Origin of the sequence: Pedobacter ghigonis, from assembly GCF_903166585.1 — a bacterium.
Classification (GTDB): domain Bacteria; phylum Bacteroidota; class Bacteroidia; order Sphingobacteriales; family Sphingobacteriaceae; genus Pedobacter; species Pedobacter ghigonis.
The window spans coordinates 257517-271496 of the sequence record NZ_CAESCM010000001.1 but is presented as its reverse complement, the minus strand read 5'-3'; the positions used below and the strand labels follow the sequence as shown (position 1 = coordinate 271496).

Annotated in this window: 17 protein-coding genes; all 17 read left to right on the top strand. The window is 44.0% G+C overall.

Annotated features, from left to right (window positions below; genetic code table 11):
- The first annotated feature begins 105 nt into the window (after positions 1-105).
- The 17 genes from HWV58_RS01260 (at position 106) to HWV58_RS01180 (ending at position 13971) form a co-directional block, all read left to right on the top strand.
- Entirely contained in the window at positions 106-1053 is a 948-nt protein-coding gene (locus HWV58_RS01260; RefSeq protein ID WP_175632317.1) for a toprim domain-containing protein, read from the top strand.
- 126 nt (positions 1054-1179) lie between these two features.
- Entirely contained in the window at positions 1180-1575 is a 396-nt protein-coding gene (locus tag HWV58_RS01255; protein WP_175632316.1) for a hypothetical protein, read from the top strand.
- Positions 1572-2555, top strand: coding sequence for a relaxase/mobilization nuclease domain-containing protein (locus HWV58_RS01250; RefSeq protein ID WP_175632315.1), 984 nt, complete (start codon positions 1572-1574; stop codon positions 2553-2555). The genes HWV58_RS01255 and HWV58_RS01250 overlap by 4 nt, the downstream gene beginning before the upstream one ends.
- A 47-nt stretch (positions 2556-2602) precedes the next feature.
- On the top strand, positions 2603-3229 hold the full coding sequence (locus HWV58_RS01245) for a P-loop NTPase family protein (RefSeq protein WP_175632314.1): 627 nt from the start codon (positions 2603-2605) through the stop codon (positions 3227-3229).
- A gap of 28 nt (positions 3230-3257) precedes the next feature.
- Positions 3258-3575, top strand: coding sequence for a hypothetical protein (locus tag HWV58_RS01240; protein ID WP_175632313.1), 318 nt, complete (start codon positions 3258-3260; stop codon positions 3573-3575).
- An 11-nt stretch (positions 3576-3586) separates the two neighbouring features.
- The gene (locus HWV58_RS01235) at positions 3587-3898 is read left to right on the top strand and encodes a DUF4134 family protein (RefSeq protein WP_175632312.1); all 312 of its coding nucleotides are present in this window, start codon (positions 3587-3589) and stop codon (positions 3896-3898) included.
- A gap of 30 nt (positions 3899-3928) precedes the next feature.
- Entirely contained in the window at positions 3929-4240 is a 312-nt protein-coding gene (locus HWV58_RS01230) for a DUF4134 domain-containing protein (RefSeq protein ID WP_175632311.1), read from the top strand.
- A 282-nt stretch (positions 4241-4522) separates the two neighbouring features.
- Positions 4523-6958, top strand: a complete 2436-nt coding sequence (locus tag HWV58_RS01225) for a TraG family conjugative transposon ATPase (RefSeq protein WP_175632310.1) — start codon at positions 4523-4525, stop codon at positions 6956-6958.
- 11 nt (positions 6959-6969) lie between these two features.
- Positions 6970-7635, top strand: a complete 666-nt coding sequence (locus HWV58_RS01220; RefSeq protein WP_175632309.1) for a hypothetical protein — start codon at positions 6970-6972, stop codon at positions 7633-7635.
- The gene (locus tag HWV58_RS01215) at positions 7632-8285 is read left to right on the top strand and encodes a hypothetical protein (protein WP_175632308.1); all 654 of its coding nucleotides are present in this window, start codon (positions 7632-7634) and stop codon (positions 8283-8285) included. The genes HWV58_RS01220 and HWV58_RS01215 overlap by 4 nt, the downstream gene beginning before the upstream one ends.
- 3 nt (positions 8286-8288) lie before the next feature.
- Positions 8289-8954, top strand: coding sequence for a hypothetical protein (locus tag HWV58_RS01210; RefSeq protein WP_175632307.1), 666 nt, complete (start codon positions 8289-8291; stop codon positions 8952-8954).
- Positions 8951-9736 (top strand): hypothetical protein, encoded by a 786-nt coding sequence (locus HWV58_RS01205; protein WP_175632306.1) that lies wholly within the window; start codon positions 8951-8953, stop codon positions 9734-9736. Before HWV58_RS01210 ends, HWV58_RS01205 begins: the two co-directional genes overlap by 4 nt.
- Positions 9733-10872: a plasmid transfer protein gene (locus HWV58_RS01200; RefSeq protein ID WP_235972610.1), complete on the top strand. Its 1140-nt coding sequence runs from the start codon at positions 9733-9735 to the stop codon at positions 10870-10872. The genes HWV58_RS01205 and HWV58_RS01200 overlap by 4 nt, the downstream gene beginning before the upstream one ends.
- Positions 10873-10874: 2 nt before the next feature.
- Entirely contained in the window at positions 10875-11495 is a 621-nt protein-coding gene (gene traK / locus HWV58_RS01195; RefSeq protein ID WP_175632305.1) for a conjugative transposon protein TraK, read from the top strand.
- A gap of 10 nt (positions 11496-11505) precedes the next feature.
- Positions 11506-11913: a hypothetical protein gene (locus HWV58_RS01190; protein ID WP_175632304.1), complete on the top strand. Its 408-nt coding sequence runs from the start codon at positions 11506-11508 to the stop codon at positions 11911-11913.
- Positions 11894-13132: a conjugative transposon protein TraM gene (traM, locus tag HWV58_RS01185; RefSeq protein ID WP_175632303.1), complete on the top strand. Its 1239-nt coding sequence runs from the start codon at positions 11894-11896 to the stop codon at positions 13130-13132. Before HWV58_RS01190 ends, traM begins: the two co-directional genes overlap by 20 nt.
- Positions 13129-13971 (top strand): DUF4138 domain-containing protein, encoded by an 843-nt coding sequence (locus HWV58_RS01180; protein ID WP_175632302.1) that lies wholly within the window; start codon positions 13129-13131, stop codon positions 13969-13971. The genes traM and HWV58_RS01180 overlap by 4 nt, the downstream gene beginning before the upstream one ends.
- Positions 13972-13980: the final 9 nt, after the last annotated feature.

The following is a 13980-nucleotide window of genomic DNA, read 5'->3' as shown; positions in this document are numbered from 1 at the left end:
CGCTTTGATAATTATAGTTTGATTGCATTGATCATTCAACCTGACTTAGTCAGTCTTACAATTACGAATCATCCGGAGCTTTTGGGCTAGCTAATAAACCGCATTATGGAAGAAAATAGATACGATCTTAACAAGATTAGGGAAGAAACCGACCTTGTAACTCTGCTTTCAAAACTAGGTTATCAGCCGCTTAAGCGGTCTGCAGGAGAACTTTTTTATCTTTCCATGCTCCGCGATAGTGATACTATGCCTTCATTTTGCGTGAACGAAAAGCTAGGTATCTGGTATGATCATGGCCTAGCTAAGGGAGGAAATGTAATTGATTTTGCCTTGAGCTACTGGCCTGCACTTTCTTTTCGTGAATCGATAGGGAAATTACTCGAAGCCTATGGGAATCCTGATGCTATACCACTCAAAGCCAAGCCAGCTCAAATCGAAATACCTTTAAAACATCCTTCTTATTTAGTTAGGGAGGTAAGAGAATTGGGAGGGAACCCTGCTATCAGTGATTACCTGGCACAAAGAGGAATTTCAGCAGTTGCAGGTGGATTTATTAAAGAAGTTTATTACAGCATTAAAAAGGACAATGGGGATAGAAAAGAATTATTTTCTGCTGGCTGGCAGAATGATCTTGGAGGATGGGAGGTAAGAAACAGGTTGTTTAAAGGGTGTCTTGGTAAAAAATCAATGAGCTTTATTTCCGGAGATCCCGATAAGCTTACAGTCTTTGAAGGGATGATGGATTTTTTAAGTTGGAGAATTGAGTACCCGGAAAACAGAGCAAGTGCTTTGATTTTAAATTCAGTTTCTTTTTTAAAGCCCGCAATACAAAAAGCCAGCGAATACGCTCAGGTTGAAATATTTTTTGATCATGATCCTTCAGGAAGAAAATCAAGCGAGGAGTTTTTAAATAAGCTGAGCTATAGTAAAGACTGTTCTGTGATTTACCAAGGTTATAATGATTATAATGAAATGATTCAGCATCGGCTGAAGGGGGCAGTAAAATCGGATACAGATCAGAATATAAATCTTTATAGAAAAACTGGACGGTAAATAGAAAGAAGAATATCTAAGGACAACCAAAGCTATCATAACCAACATGTTTTCTCAAGCCATCAGTGGCTGATTTCCAAGCTCACCTCAATTCACAAAATTCTATTACGCTAAACTTTATCATTTATGACTAGAGCAAAAAGATCCGGTCGCCGTGGAAATCCGGTACGATGTTATTTAAGTGATCATGAATATTCCAGGCTCATTGCCTTCGTAACCCCAATAGGCATTTCCATATCAGAACTCATCAGGCAGGAACTTATCTATGGTTCAACGCTTGATGTTAACCCCTCTACCTTGCTACAGGTATTCACCCAAATCGGTGCAGATTTATCCCGGATCCATGGTCAGCTGCAAAAAATAAGTGAAGAGCTAGTCATAGTGCCAATGGATGAGATAAAAGAAGAGCGGTGCTTTCGGCTAAAATTAATCGCCCAGGAATCTGATGCAGTAACAGAGTGTCTTACCAAAGCAATCAGGATGATGATGATTAGAATGGACAGAAAAAGAAATAACTTATGAATGCAGTAATAGTGCGGCTATTTACCAAGGCTAATGGGTTTCCAGCGGTGAGCTATAATATGGACAAAGTAAATGCCAGTGCAGCCGAGCTGCTTAGCGTGAGAAATATGGATTTATTGAAAGCCTATTCCTTTATCCGCTCTATTGACATTGAACATTATTTTGGCGCAATTGCCTCACTAAATACCAGAAGCCATTTTGACCAGTTCCATGCGGTGCTATCTACTAAAGGGGCGCAAATGGATAAACAGGTATTTTTAGATATTGCCCACAAATGGCTAGAGGCGATGGGGTATAAAAGGCAACCTTATTTGATTTTTCTGCATACTGATACCCCTAACCGGCATATTCATATTGTTTCTACCGATGTAAGGTTAGACGGAAGTAAGATTTCTGATTCTTTTGACCGAATGCGTGCAGTGACTGAGCTAAACCGGATCTTTGGGGTGGATGAGGCTAAGTCTTTTGAGGAAGATATTTCTCGGCTAATCAAATACCGCTGCAGTAGTACGGATCAACTCGAAACCTTATTTAAACAAAAAGGGTACCGCTTCTTTAGCCATAAAGACAACTTTTTAGTGCGTAAATATGGGAAGACCTTAATTAGAATTCCAAGTGATGCGTTACTGAGCCGCCTTTCAGCCGCTAAAGCAGATTTTAAAAGAATAGAGGAGATCAAATCATTTATTTCCAGCGCTATGCTTATCCATAATAGAAAGCCCGAACCGCTTTATCAGCTGGGCCCTGGTGGGGCGTGGCGGAAAATTGTTGCCTACCGATCGGATCTTGCTGATTTTTTGCATTCAGCTGCCAATTTGGAAGTCGTTTATCTTTTTTCAAAGAAAACGGTTACCGGTTTCATACTTATTGACCACCATACCGCTCAGCTTTTCGCCGGCGAGGAGCTTGCCGATCTTCATTATTTCATGGGTAGCTTAAAGCAGCAGTCACCTGCATTAACGCCCAGTCATCAGCGCTAGGCCAAAGACAAATTGCATTAATTTTTCACCTACTAATTCTTTGACTTATGGTTATCGCATTTGGCAATGTCAAGCCAGGTACGGGCAAGAGCACCTTACTTTTACTCTTAGCTAATTATCTCGCCGGCAAGGAAAAAAAGAAAATTTATCTGGTGGATATGCAAACCGAGGGAGCATTGGGGCTGCTTTTTGAAAGGTCTCGCATACTAGAGCACAAGTTGCCTTTTGAATATTTTCACTGCGATCTAGATCGTTTTGCGCTTTTGTTTGCAAGACTTGCATCCGTAGATGCTTACATTTTAATCGAACTTTCTTCTAGTATGCATGATGAGCGGATTTTGAGCGTTTTCTCTGAGCTGCAAATCCTGATCTGCCCGTTTTGTTACGACAGCCCAACCCTAAATTCCTCCATTTACTTTGCCAGCCTTGCACGCAGGATTAAACAACACCTTGAAATGCTTTTCCTGCCTAACCGCATTGTTAGCTCAGCGGCATATGAATTTAAGCCGGAAATCGATGCGCTATTGCGGCAGATTGCCCCATTATGTCCTGGCATTGGCGAACATATCGGTTTTCAACGTATCAGCTCTTTGCAACTGCCACCAGCATTGATTGACCGCTACTGCGCTACCCTGGATTTGATTTACTCGCTTTACCTGACTAAAAAAGAATAACCATTTATTAACCCTAAATTTTTTTATCATGACCAACTGGACACCATTTATTTACTGCCTTGGAGCAGTTTATCTCCTTTATTATCTAGCCAATGTCGCTTTTGATCTCTTAAGGTCTAAGACTATGGATCAGCCCGGCGGCGGTTCACTAACTATCTCGCTTGCGGATTTGGAAGATCCTATTGATGCTACCGCTTATAGCCTAACGCCGGCTAGGGATGAATCCCAGCCCACAGAGCTACTAAGTTCCGGAGCAGTTAGCAGCTCTGGGGGAGTCCTTTTCGGGGAGTTACTGGATCTGGCAGCTAAAGATGCGATCCTTTTCACCCGGCAGATCCCTGCTTAAGTTTTATCCCTATGTACCGCATTAAAGCTTTATCCTTTTTACAGATAGGGATCGCCGCCCGACCAATCATGCTGGCTTTACAAGATCCCCCTGGCATCAAAGAATTTTACCAGGCCAGTTCTTCCATGCGTGGCTATTATTACAGTTTTTCAGATCTCAGTCTTGTAACAGGTGCGATCGTGGGCATGCTGGGCGGGCTCCGGGTATATCTTAACTGGCAATCTGGCCGCCATCACATCGATGCCCAGGTGATGGGCTGGTTTTTTTCCAGCCTTTTCCTTTTACTCTGCTCGGTATTCCTGCGCGGGCTATTTGGCCTATAACTCATTCAACAAACTCTAAACTTTAAAATCATGAACATTCAAAAAACAAAAAGATTCTTTCTCTGTGCTACCGGCCTGCTTTGCGCTAGCTCACTCTTCGCCCAAGGCGGAGGTACTACAGGGATTAATGCCGCAACTTCTTCGCTGACCAGTTACGTCGACCCCGTTGGAAATTTGATCCTGGGAATTGGCGCAGTCGTGGGGCTTATCGGCGGGGTAATGGTGTATATCAAGTGGAATTCGGGTGACCGCGATATCAACAAGGAAGTGATGAGCTGGGGAGGCTCCTGCCTTTTTCTGGTACTGGTTTCGGTGGTCATCAAAGCATTTTTTGGCGTATGAATGCAGCGAAAACTTTTCCAGTTTACAAGGGGCTCCAGAAGCCCTTAACTTATAAAGGCCTTAAAGGGAAGTTCATTGCCTGGGGGGCAGTGGCGCTAGTGGCGGGGCTAGTGCTTGGTGGGATAAGTGGGGCTTTTATCAACATGTACCTGGGATCCGTAGTTGCCCTTAGTAGCGTAGGTGGAATGCTTTACTACATCCTCTCCCAGCAAAAAAAAGGATTGCACAGTAAATCCCGGCACAATGGCATTTTCATTCAACCCCTAAACATAAAAATCCGTTATGAAAACAAAGCAAACCTTTGAGCTTCCTTACTGCGGCATTGCCCCGTCAGCAGACATCGATCTGCTTTATGGTGAGCGTGGGGATTTTTCTGTAATTATTAAAATGACCAACCCCGTGCTCCAGTATTCTGCTGATGGGACTGCCTACCTCGCTTTTCATCTCTTATTGATCAATATGATCAAGATCTTGGGAGAGGGACATATCATCCAGAAACAGGATATATTTTCCTCGCTTCGCTACCAGGCGGAAAACAGTGATGAATTTTTGCAGCAAAGTTACAACGATCATTTTAGTGGCAGATCATACACGAAAATTACCACCTATCTGACCCTTACCCGGCTCATTAAAAAAGGAAACTTTTATGTCTATGACGCTAAAGCCATAGCTGATTTTAGTTCCAAAGTGACCAAGGTGATTGATCTTCTACATCAAAATGGCCTTGACCCTGTGCTGCTTAAAGAAAAAGAAATCAACGGGCTGATTAAGCGAATATTAGCCATGGACTTTTCCTCCCCACAGATTGTCCTTAACAACCTTAAAGCCAAAGAAGATGGTCTTGAAATTGGTGAAAAGCATATCAAAAGTATTTCGCTAATCGATATTGATGCAATAGACCTCCCAATGAGCCTTGGCACTTTCAAAGAGAAAAGCGATGGAAAGGCTTTCAATGATTTTCCTTTAGATAACCTTTACTTTTTGCATCAATTACCCAGCTACGACTGCTTAATTTATAATCAGCTACTGGAAATTCCCCATCAAGGATTAACCCTGAACAAGCTTTCACTCAAGCGTAAACGCCATGCAGGGATTCCCGATCCTGCAAACCAGATGTGCGTAGAGGATATTGATAAACTGCTCGTAGAGGTGGCAAGGGAAAACCAGCTGCTGGTCAATGCCCATTACAATATGCTGCTATGCGCTAAAGAAGCTGATCTTGCTAAAGCGGTCAACTACATTGAATCTTCTCTTTTCTCCAGCGGAATTATTCCCTCTAGAAACGCCTACAACCAGTTGGAACTCTACCGATCCATTCTTCCTGGAAACGGCGTATCGCTGAAAAGCTATGATTGGTATCTGTTAAGCTGCCAGGCAGCGGTATGTCTGATGTTTAAAGAAAGGCTTCCCGAAAGTGAAAAGAGTGATTTTTTGATCCACTTTACCGATAGGCAAGGCGTTCCGGTAGGGATAGACCCGGCGGATATGCCCATGAGAAGTGGAAGGATTTCTAACCGCTCGAAATTCGTACTTGGTGGATCGGGATCTGGAAAATCCTTTTTTATGAACGCGCTCATTCAGCAGTATATGGGCTACAACATGGATGTGGTCATTGTGGATACCGGGCACTCTTATAGCGGCCTGTGTGCATACTTCAATGGCAGGTATCTTACCTACAGTGAAGAGCATCCCATTACCATGAACCCTTTCGCTATTTCTAAACTTGAGTATAATATTGAAAAGAAAGACTTTTTAAAAACTTTGATTTGCCTGCTTTTACGCGGGGCGAATGGGGAAGTATCCCAGGTGGAGGATACGGTGATCTCCGGGGTAATCTCGGCCTACTACGCCCACCATTTCTCCTTAGCACACCCAGCCCCTTTGGATTTTGACTCTTTTTACACCTATTCACTGGAAAAGATTGCGCAGATCAAGAAAGAAGAAAGGATAAGCTTTGATTTGGATGAATACCGCTATGTGCTTAAAAAGTTCTGCTCTGATGGGGAATTCGGAACCCTGCTCAACCAGCAGGTAGATGATTCTTTGTTTTCTGAACCTTTCATCGTTTTCGAAATCGACGCTATCCGCGAACATAAAGTGCTCTTTCCCATTGTCACCCTAATCATTATGGATGTTTTTTTACAAAAGATGCGCCATCGTAGCCAGCAGAGAAAAGCATTGATTTTAGAAGAAGCATGGAAGGCAATTGCCTCTCCGCTAATGGCGTCCTACCTGGTTTACATGTATAAAACGGTGCGTAAATTTTGGGGTGAGGCAATTGTGGTTACTCAGGAACTGGGGGATATTATAGGCAATGCTATCGTAAAAGACAGCATCATTGCCAACTCAGATACCATATGCCTCTTAGATCAGGGCAAATTTAAAGAGAACTATACCCAGGTATCCGCTTTGCTTTCGCTAAACGCAGTTGAACAAAGAAAAATATTTACCATCAACGCCCTGGATAATAAATGGGGCCGCGGTAGATTCAAAGAAGTGTATATCAGAAGAGGCCTGGTGGGAGAAGTCTATGGTGTAGAAGTATCACTCAGGCAGTATTTGACATTCTCAACCGAAAAGCCCGAAAAGCGCGCACTGGAATACTACGTCTCCCGTGAAGGATCCTTTCACCAAGGCCTTGAAACCTTCATTTCTGAGATGGAGTCTTGTGGCCTTTCTTTAGATGCTTTTGTGAAAAAAGTTAACCATTTACTTTAAAATTCAAGACTATGAAAACAATCTGTTTATTTCTGCTTTTGATGCAATTATTCGCTTTTTCTGCGCCTGCACAAATTTATGTAGACCCGGTAACTTCGGGCGCAGTCGCTGCTGGATCCTCAATGATGGATTCCCAGCTAAAAAAGAGCAATAATGAGCTGACCTTGATCCAAAGGGCGCAGCTATCGGTTACCGCGCAGCTAGGTATTGCCAATGATTTGCAGCGAAATATCTACCGGGGTTTGAGTGAGGTATCTGCTGTGATGCGTTCGCTACTTTCAGTAAAAGATATCTATGAGATATCCCAGGACATTATTCAGGATGCCAATAAAGCCATTGTGATTGCTAAAAATAATCCCCAGCTGTTGTTATTTGCCCAAAGTGGCGCCCAAGAATTTAAAACGCGTGCGACTCGGCTCGCTACTGAGGTTAGTGATTTTGTGCTGCGAGGAGGAAAGGAGTCCTTAATGGATTCAGGCGAAAGGATTAAGCTACTCAATAGGATTGTCCTTGAGTTAAGCATCATCAGGGGCGTATCTTACGGGATTTACCGCTCGATGTATTGGGCAAAGCAGCGCGGTTTTTTTGCTTCCATCAACCCCTATAGTGGATTTATCAATATCGATAAGCGCATTGCCGATGATATTCTTTTCAAAGTCAAAATGCTAAAGCGATGAAAAATATCCTGCTTTTATTGCTGCTAGTATCCTCTAGCGCTAGCCTTCAGGCCCAGATTAATATCGCCCTATTGCATCAGCTGGTTGCCGAAAGTAAGTCCGAACATCAGCGGCAAGGTGAACTCCGGGATAAACATGGCGCAGCGCTTGCAACCGAATCGCTCAATAAAGCTGAAATGGGGGACTTAAAAGATAGCTACCGGCAGATTTTCTCCCGCTTTTCCCTCGCTGGTCCGCTGCTGAGTACCCTTCAAATCAGCCTTGAGGCTGCTCCTTTAATTTCCGATATCTCCCTTCACGAGTCTGAGCTGATTTCGCTCTGTGAGCATGATGCAATGCTGATTCCCTTGGGCCTAGCTGCACAGGCAGACCTTGCACAGCGTTCAGCCTTGCTGCTTAAATTTCTGTATGGTCTGGCCTTAAGCTATACGGAGCTTTCCCAGATGAGCCTTTCGGACAGGAAACTTCTTTTTGCCCATGGAATCACCCAACTGCGATCAATCAGCGGTACTTTAAAAGGACTGTGCCAGGTAATGCGTGCATCAGCGCAGGCAAAAAAGAATCAGAAAAATCCCTTTTCTGATTTCACTGCTCGCGACCGCGCCCTGGTTGAGCGAATTCTCAAATCTGCAAGACACTTAAAGAATTGAAAAATGAAACTGATCCTTTTATTATTTGCCTTGAGCTTCAGCACGCGTATTTTAGCTCAGCGGATCGTTTTTGACCGCCGGCATTTTGCGATCGTAAATGAAAATAATGCGGTAAGGCTTTCAGCTGAACTCAGCCATCAATCTGACCTCAGGGAAATTACTTCCCACTTGAAAGATATTCAACTCAACCTAACTGGGGTAATACTTACCGAGCAGCTCATATATGCTTCTTTAACCCAGGTCGAAAATGGGCTAAAAAGTGCTTATGCGCTTCGCCAAATTGGTGAGCTGAGTTTAGAAATTATCACCGAGAGCAAAGAGGTGCTCGATGCTGCGCGTGCCTCGCCAGCGCTATTGCTCTTTGCCCAGACTAATTGCCAGCAGCTTGAAGGTCGAGGGGTAAAGCTTGTTCAGGAAGTATCTACAGTAGTGATGCGCGAAGGGGAAAACCTGCTCATGGATTATGCTAGCCGGGATGCGCTTTTAAAAAAGATATCCTTGGAGCTTAAAACCATCAGGGCACTGTTGTATAGTATCAAAAAATGCATGTACTGGGCTAAAGTAAACGGAATGCTGCAGACCGCAAATCCCTTCAAAAGTTTCATTAATACCGATAAGCGGATGGTAGAAAATCTGCTGCTAAACTATAAAACATTAAAAAGAAAATGACTAAACTTCTCTTATTTTTCCTACTATGTGCAGGAGGTTTCTATGCCCGGGCGCAGCGGACCATTCACGATGAACACATTGAGCACCAACAGGAGCGTATGGTCTTTAAGTCCTGGGACAAGGATAAATTTACGCCAAAGCCAGGGTTTTTAGGGCTCAATCCACTCTATTGGGTTACTTGGGGACTGCATCCCAATTACCCTAAGACCGATCTGCGGCCACTTGGCCCTTTTGGCCCCCAAACCCAGCGGCTTTTACTCACCGCTGCCACCTCCAGAACCGATGAAGCTTATAGCCTGCATAGCGATACGCTAAAAAATACAGCTTTATCAAAGTCTTCTGTTTATTCCGGGCTGCTTTCGGATTTAGATCCACTATGGCTGCTATATTACCAAAAGGAATTCGCTTCATTGATCCACCCCGAGGCAGATCCTTTAGATGGGGCAATGGAAAGGGAGAAAAAATACCTGATTTCAAGCGGGCTTTACCAGTGGTATCTCTCTGAAAGGGATGGTATTGCTGAAAGGTTGGAGCTTACCCGAAAAACAACCCTGCAGCGTGGCGAACGCCTACTGTCTTATCAGCGCCTACTGGGTGAATATCAAAAGCTCCAGTCTACATGGCTTGAAAAAAAGCGCCTGGCTGGGAAATATATTTCGCTATCAGAGGTGAAAAAAACTGCCAAGGCTAGCAAAAACCTTTCGAAATGGGACAAGATCGATATTGCAATAGCTGATAGAATACTAAAAGAGGCAGCATTAAAGGTGGGAGGAAAGCTATGAACAGTTTGTTAATATCAACCGGCACTGCTGGTTTTTTTGTGCAATCACCCTCTCCTGCAGTTCCTGATTCTTTTAAAGAAACATTTAACTTTTTACAGGGAAATGGGGTATATGAGGAGGGGACAATGCATTTTTTAAAACAGATGAAATCTGCCATCTGGGCTAGTAACGATGCCTTTATTGCTGACGCCCAGGCACTGTGCGCAATTTTTATGCTCATTTTTTTTGCCATCAAATCTTATGAGATGATCTCGGGGGATAAAAAGCTGGAAATTATGCCACTGCTGAGGCCTTTTGGTCTTTCGATGGTGATTCTCTGGTGGCCGGTATTCACCAAAGTTGTAGCCTTTCCCGCTGAAATTATTGAAAATAAAACTTCAGCACTTTTTGATACTACCCAAGGGGATATCAATGCGCTACGCATGCAACGCGCCAAGCTTATGGTAGAGGTGGCTGATGAGCTCTTTAAAATCCAGGCGGAAACGGAAGTTGCCAAAAAGGAAGCCGACAGCTGGTATGAACATGCCTGGGAATCGGTGCAAAGCTCGGTGAAAGAGGGCTTTTCCAAACTCTGGAACCCAGTGGTGGAAATGCGTAACCGACTGCAGATCGGCCTGCAGTTATTGGCAACTTCGCTACTGGAATCCCTTGCGATTTGGATTTTGCGCATCAGTGTATACATCATCTTTATCGTACAAATCATTTTCTCCACGATCCTGATCATCCTTGGCCCTTTTTCGGTGGCGATGAGTATTTTACCCGCATTTCGCGATTCGTTTTCGGCCTGGATCGCCAGGTTTATTTCGGTAAACCTGTATTCAGGGATTGGCTTTTTGGTGATGTACATTTCCTCGCTTTTTCAGCACTATGCGCTGGAGGCAGAAATCACCCGTTATCAGGAACTGCTGGAAGGATCCGGGGAGAGCATAGAAAAGCTAACCTGGTTTGCTTCCAACGGGGTACTTTCTTTTGGCATGGTCATTATCACCTTTATTATCGGTGCGCTCACCATGTTTACTGTCCCAAGCATTTCTACCTGGATCGTATCCACCTCAGGAGTAAGTTCAGCGACCAGCGCGATGAGCTCAGGGGCATCCAAAATGCAAAGCGTGGCTACTAGCGTAATGGGAGGATAGTTATGCTGATTAAAAATATAGAATCTAAAATCCGCTTAGCCAGCTACCTGTCTGTTTTGAGTTTCATACTCTGTTTTTGCGTGAGCACAGTAGTTTGTTTTTTTGCATACCGGCAGGTGAGTGATGCCAGGAAAAGCATCTATTTGCTCGATAGTGGGAATATTCCCTTGCTTGCAAAAAGGACAGACCTACAGGCCAACCGTGCAGCGGAGTACCGGGCTCATATTGCGCGCTTCCATAGTCTTTTCTTTTCACTAAGCCCCGATGAAAAATACATCGAAAGCCAGATGCGCCAAGCCATGTACTTAATTGATGAAAGCGGGGTTCAGCAGTACAATAACTTAAAAGAACGCAACTTTTTCTCTTCGGTACTTTCTTCTTCTGCTGTACTTACTATTCAGGCAGATTCGATTTTTCTGGATGAAAAAAATAAGTATTTCCGCTACTATGCTACCCAGAGGATTGACCGCAGGAGTTCAGTAATTACCCGCTCTTTAATTACCGAAGGGCATTTGAGTGATCTGGCAGCACGTTCAGAAAATAACCCACATGCGGTGCTGATTACCCGGTGGAAGACCCTTGAAAACAAGGATCTATCCAATGCTCAAAAAAATCCATTCTAAACGAAATAAGATGAAAAATACCCTCTCTCTTCACCGCCTTCAAGGCGGGATTTCAGCTCTGACCCTTGCAGTTGCATCGAGGTTCAAGCAGCTGCTTACCGAGTATCCCCAGCGAAGCCTGGTGCTAATGTGCCTAGTGCTGTTTACTTCCCTCGTCCTTTGCTTCACCTTGCTCAGGCAGCCTAAAAATTCCTCGCCATTTGCCAGCTCAAAGGCGCAAAAACCAATGGGAGAGGTGGGCGGCGCAGTAAGGGCAGCCACAGCGCTATCGCAGGTGCTCTTGATGCAAAGTGAGCTTAGTGAGCGTTTATCGGCTAAACACCTCAGCGCCCAAGACAGCGTGCAAATAGGGCAAATGATCTTTAGAATTAAAACACTTCAAACCCATATCCTATCCCATGAAAAAGATAAACCTTAAAGGCCCTCGCTATATTCTTCCACTAATCTGTTTGCCCTTTATTTTGATTTTATTTGGCCTTTATACCAACAGTTCATCTTCGACCAAAGATCAGGGTGATACTGCTCAAAGCTCCTTAAAAAGCGAAATCGCTGAAGTCTCCACCGAGGTTCAAAGCCAAAAGCTCCAGGATAAGCTCCAGGCCTTTCAGGATAAATATACCAAAGGAGATGGCTATAGCGCGGTAGAAAATTTAGCGGACGAAGATCCACTAAAACCTGCCAGCAGCTCAGTTTATTCAGAAACTGAAAAGCGTATGCTCGATTCGATAGAACTTTCTATCCGCTCAAGATACTCCGGCGGCAAAAATAGTTTTTCAGAGAAGCAGGCAACGTCCAGGAGTAATCTTAGCGGTGCAAAAGAATCCAGTAGATCCCCTCTCGCCCAAGACCGCGCCCTTAGTGAAGCCTTAGCTGCCATGCAAACCCAAAGAAAACCGCTAAGTCCCCAGCAGCACCCAGAGAAGGATCCTATGGAGATTTTCAGGGCGCAGATGGCCATTATCGATAGCATGGGTAAAGCAAATCAGCCCGCTGAGCACCGGGCGGGAAGAAAGGGGCAAGCTATAGCAGAACTTCCCGCTGCCCTAGACATTCCAAGCGCATTAAGGGTGAGAAAGAGCAGCCCTGAAAAGGCGGATAATTTTAACACCATTACTGCCCCAGTAGAACAAGGCGTGAATATCCCAGCTGTAATCGATGAGCAGGTTACCGGATTTTCTGGTTCCAGGATCCGTATGCGCTTACTTTGCGATATATGGGCAGGGAAATTCCTGATCAAAAAGGGGAGCTACCTATATGGCCTAATTTCTTCTTTTTCTGCCCAACGCGTACAGGTAACAGTCAGTTCTGCGCTCGTAGCAGGAGAGATCTTGCCCATACACTTGGAGGTTTATGACAGGGATGGGCAGCGTGGCATTTACGTGCCTTCTTCTGTTTTTAGGGAATTTACCAAAGAACTGGCAGGCTCCTCAATTCAAGAGGCTTCTATCGATGAATCAGGAGAAAAAAATAAACAGCTGCTGAGTTTACTGGGAAGGGTATTTCAATCTTCAAGTGGCGCAGCAAGCCGTCTGATTCGCCAAAATAAGGTGCGGATCAATTACGCTTCCATAATTTACCTCGTTGACCCCAATCAGCTTCAGTCCAGACAAAAGAACTTTAAAGAAAAAGAAAAATGAAAAAAACATCTTGCTTACTCGCGCTTTTATTAGCCAATTTTTACCTATTTGCTCAAGGCCCTGGCTTCCGGTCTCTTTCCGCTATTCCCACCGTCGAAATTTCAGCAGGGACAGGCCTCCATTTTCGCTCACCTGAAGCTATCCGGTACGTAGATTTATCGACCAAGCTTCTGAGCGGCGATTTGCCCATAAAGAATTTGCTTAATGTTAAAATTAGCTCCGACTCGGTAAAACGGAACTTACCGCTAAACCGTGAATTAGGAGTGGTAACCATTGTCGGGGAAACCTTTATGGCGCAATACCGCCTGTTTCTCTCACCTCATGTTTCAACTGATAGATCGGCCGTGGATATAGAAATTCTTCCAAGCGAGATGGTTCCGCTAGATCCGTCCCACCAAGATCTTTCAACACCTGAAATTAAGTCCCATGCGATGGCTGTCTTAGCAAAAAGGGGCAGCCGTCCCCTGGCTAGATCAACTATGCTAGGCATCTGCGCACAGTTAAACCAGGTATACACAGTTGGGGAGCTGATTTTTTTAGATATCAGTTTTAAAAACAAGACCTTAATGGAATATGATATTGATGAGCTAAAGTTTAGTGTTGAAGACAAAAAAGTCCACAAGGCCACAAATCTACAGTCCATAGAAATTTCCCCTGTATTTTCTCTTTATTCTTCTGAGCGTTTTAAAAGGAATTTCCGGAACATTTATGTCATTAAAAAAGTGAGTTTTTCAAGCGAAAAGTTGCTCAAAGTATCAATGAGCGAAAAACAGTTGTCAAAGCGAACCTTGAGCTTAAGTATTTCCTATGGTGATTTGCTCAATGCAGATACCTTTTAAACTGCCCTT

What these genes read in the sequence shown, in the direction of transcription:
- HWV58_RS01260 (WP_175632317.1), top strand. Translation starts at nt 106, where the DNA reads ATGGAAGAAAATAGATACGATCTTAACAAGATTAGGGAAGAAACCGAC.
- HWV58_RS01255 (WP_175632316.1), top strand. Translation starts at nt 1,180, where the DNA reads ATGACTAGAGCAAAAAGATCCGGTCGCCGTGGAAATCCGGTACGATGT.
- HWV58_RS01250 (WP_175632315.1), top strand. Translation starts at nt 1,572, where the DNA reads ATGAATGCAGTAATAGTGCGGCTATTTACCAAGGCTAATGGGTTTCCA.
- HWV58_RS01245 (WP_175632314.1), top strand. Translation starts at nt 2,603, where the DNA reads ATGGTTATCGCATTTGGCAATGTCAAGCCAGGTACGGGCAAGAGCACC.
- HWV58_RS01240 (WP_175632313.1), top strand. Translation starts at nt 3,258, where the DNA reads ATGACCAACTGGACACCATTTATTTACTGCCTTGGAGCAGTTTATCTC.
- HWV58_RS01235 (WP_175632312.1), top strand. Translation starts at nt 3,587, where the DNA reads ATGTACCGCATTAAAGCTTTATCCTTTTTACAGATAGGGATCGCCGCC.
- HWV58_RS01230 (WP_175632311.1), top strand. Translation starts at nt 3,929, where the DNA reads ATGAACATTCAAAAAACAAAAAGATTCTTTCTCTGTGCTACCGGCCTG.
- HWV58_RS01225 (WP_175632310.1), top strand. Translation starts at nt 4,523, where the DNA reads ATGAAAACAAAGCAAACCTTTGAGCTTCCTTACTGCGGCATTGCCCCG.
- HWV58_RS01220 (WP_175632309.1), top strand. Translation starts at nt 6,970, where the DNA reads ATGAAAACAATCTGTTTATTTCTGCTTTTGATGCAATTATTCGCTTTT.
- HWV58_RS01215 (WP_175632308.1), top strand. Translation starts at nt 7,632, where the DNA reads ATGAAAAATATCCTGCTTTTATTGCTGCTAGTATCCTCTAGCGCTAGC.
- HWV58_RS01210 (WP_175632307.1), top strand. Translation starts at nt 8,289, where the DNA reads ATGAAACTGATCCTTTTATTATTTGCCTTGAGCTTCAGCACGCGTATT.
- HWV58_RS01205 (WP_175632306.1), top strand. Translation starts at nt 8,951, where the DNA reads ATGACTAAACTTCTCTTATTTTTCCTACTATGTGCAGGAGGTTTCTAT.
- HWV58_RS01200 (WP_235972610.1), top strand. Translation starts at nt 9,733, where the DNA reads ATGAACAGTTTGTTAATATCAACCGGCACTGCTGGTTTTTTTGTGCAA.
- traK (WP_175632305.1), top strand. Translation starts at nt 10,875, where the DNA reads ATGCTGATTAAAAATATAGAATCTAAAATCCGCTTAGCCAGCTACCTG.
- HWV58_RS01190 (WP_175632304.1), top strand. Translation starts at nt 11,506, where the DNA reads ATGAAAAATACCCTCTCTCTTCACCGCCTTCAAGGCGGGATTTCAGCT.
- traM (WP_175632303.1), top strand. Translation starts at nt 11,894, where the DNA reads ATGAAAAAGATAAACCTTAAAGGCCCTCGCTATATTCTTCCACTAATC.
- HWV58_RS01180 (WP_175632302.1), top strand. Translation starts at nt 13,129, where the DNA reads ATGAAAAAAACATCTTGCTTACTCGCGCTTTTATTAGCCAATTTTTAC.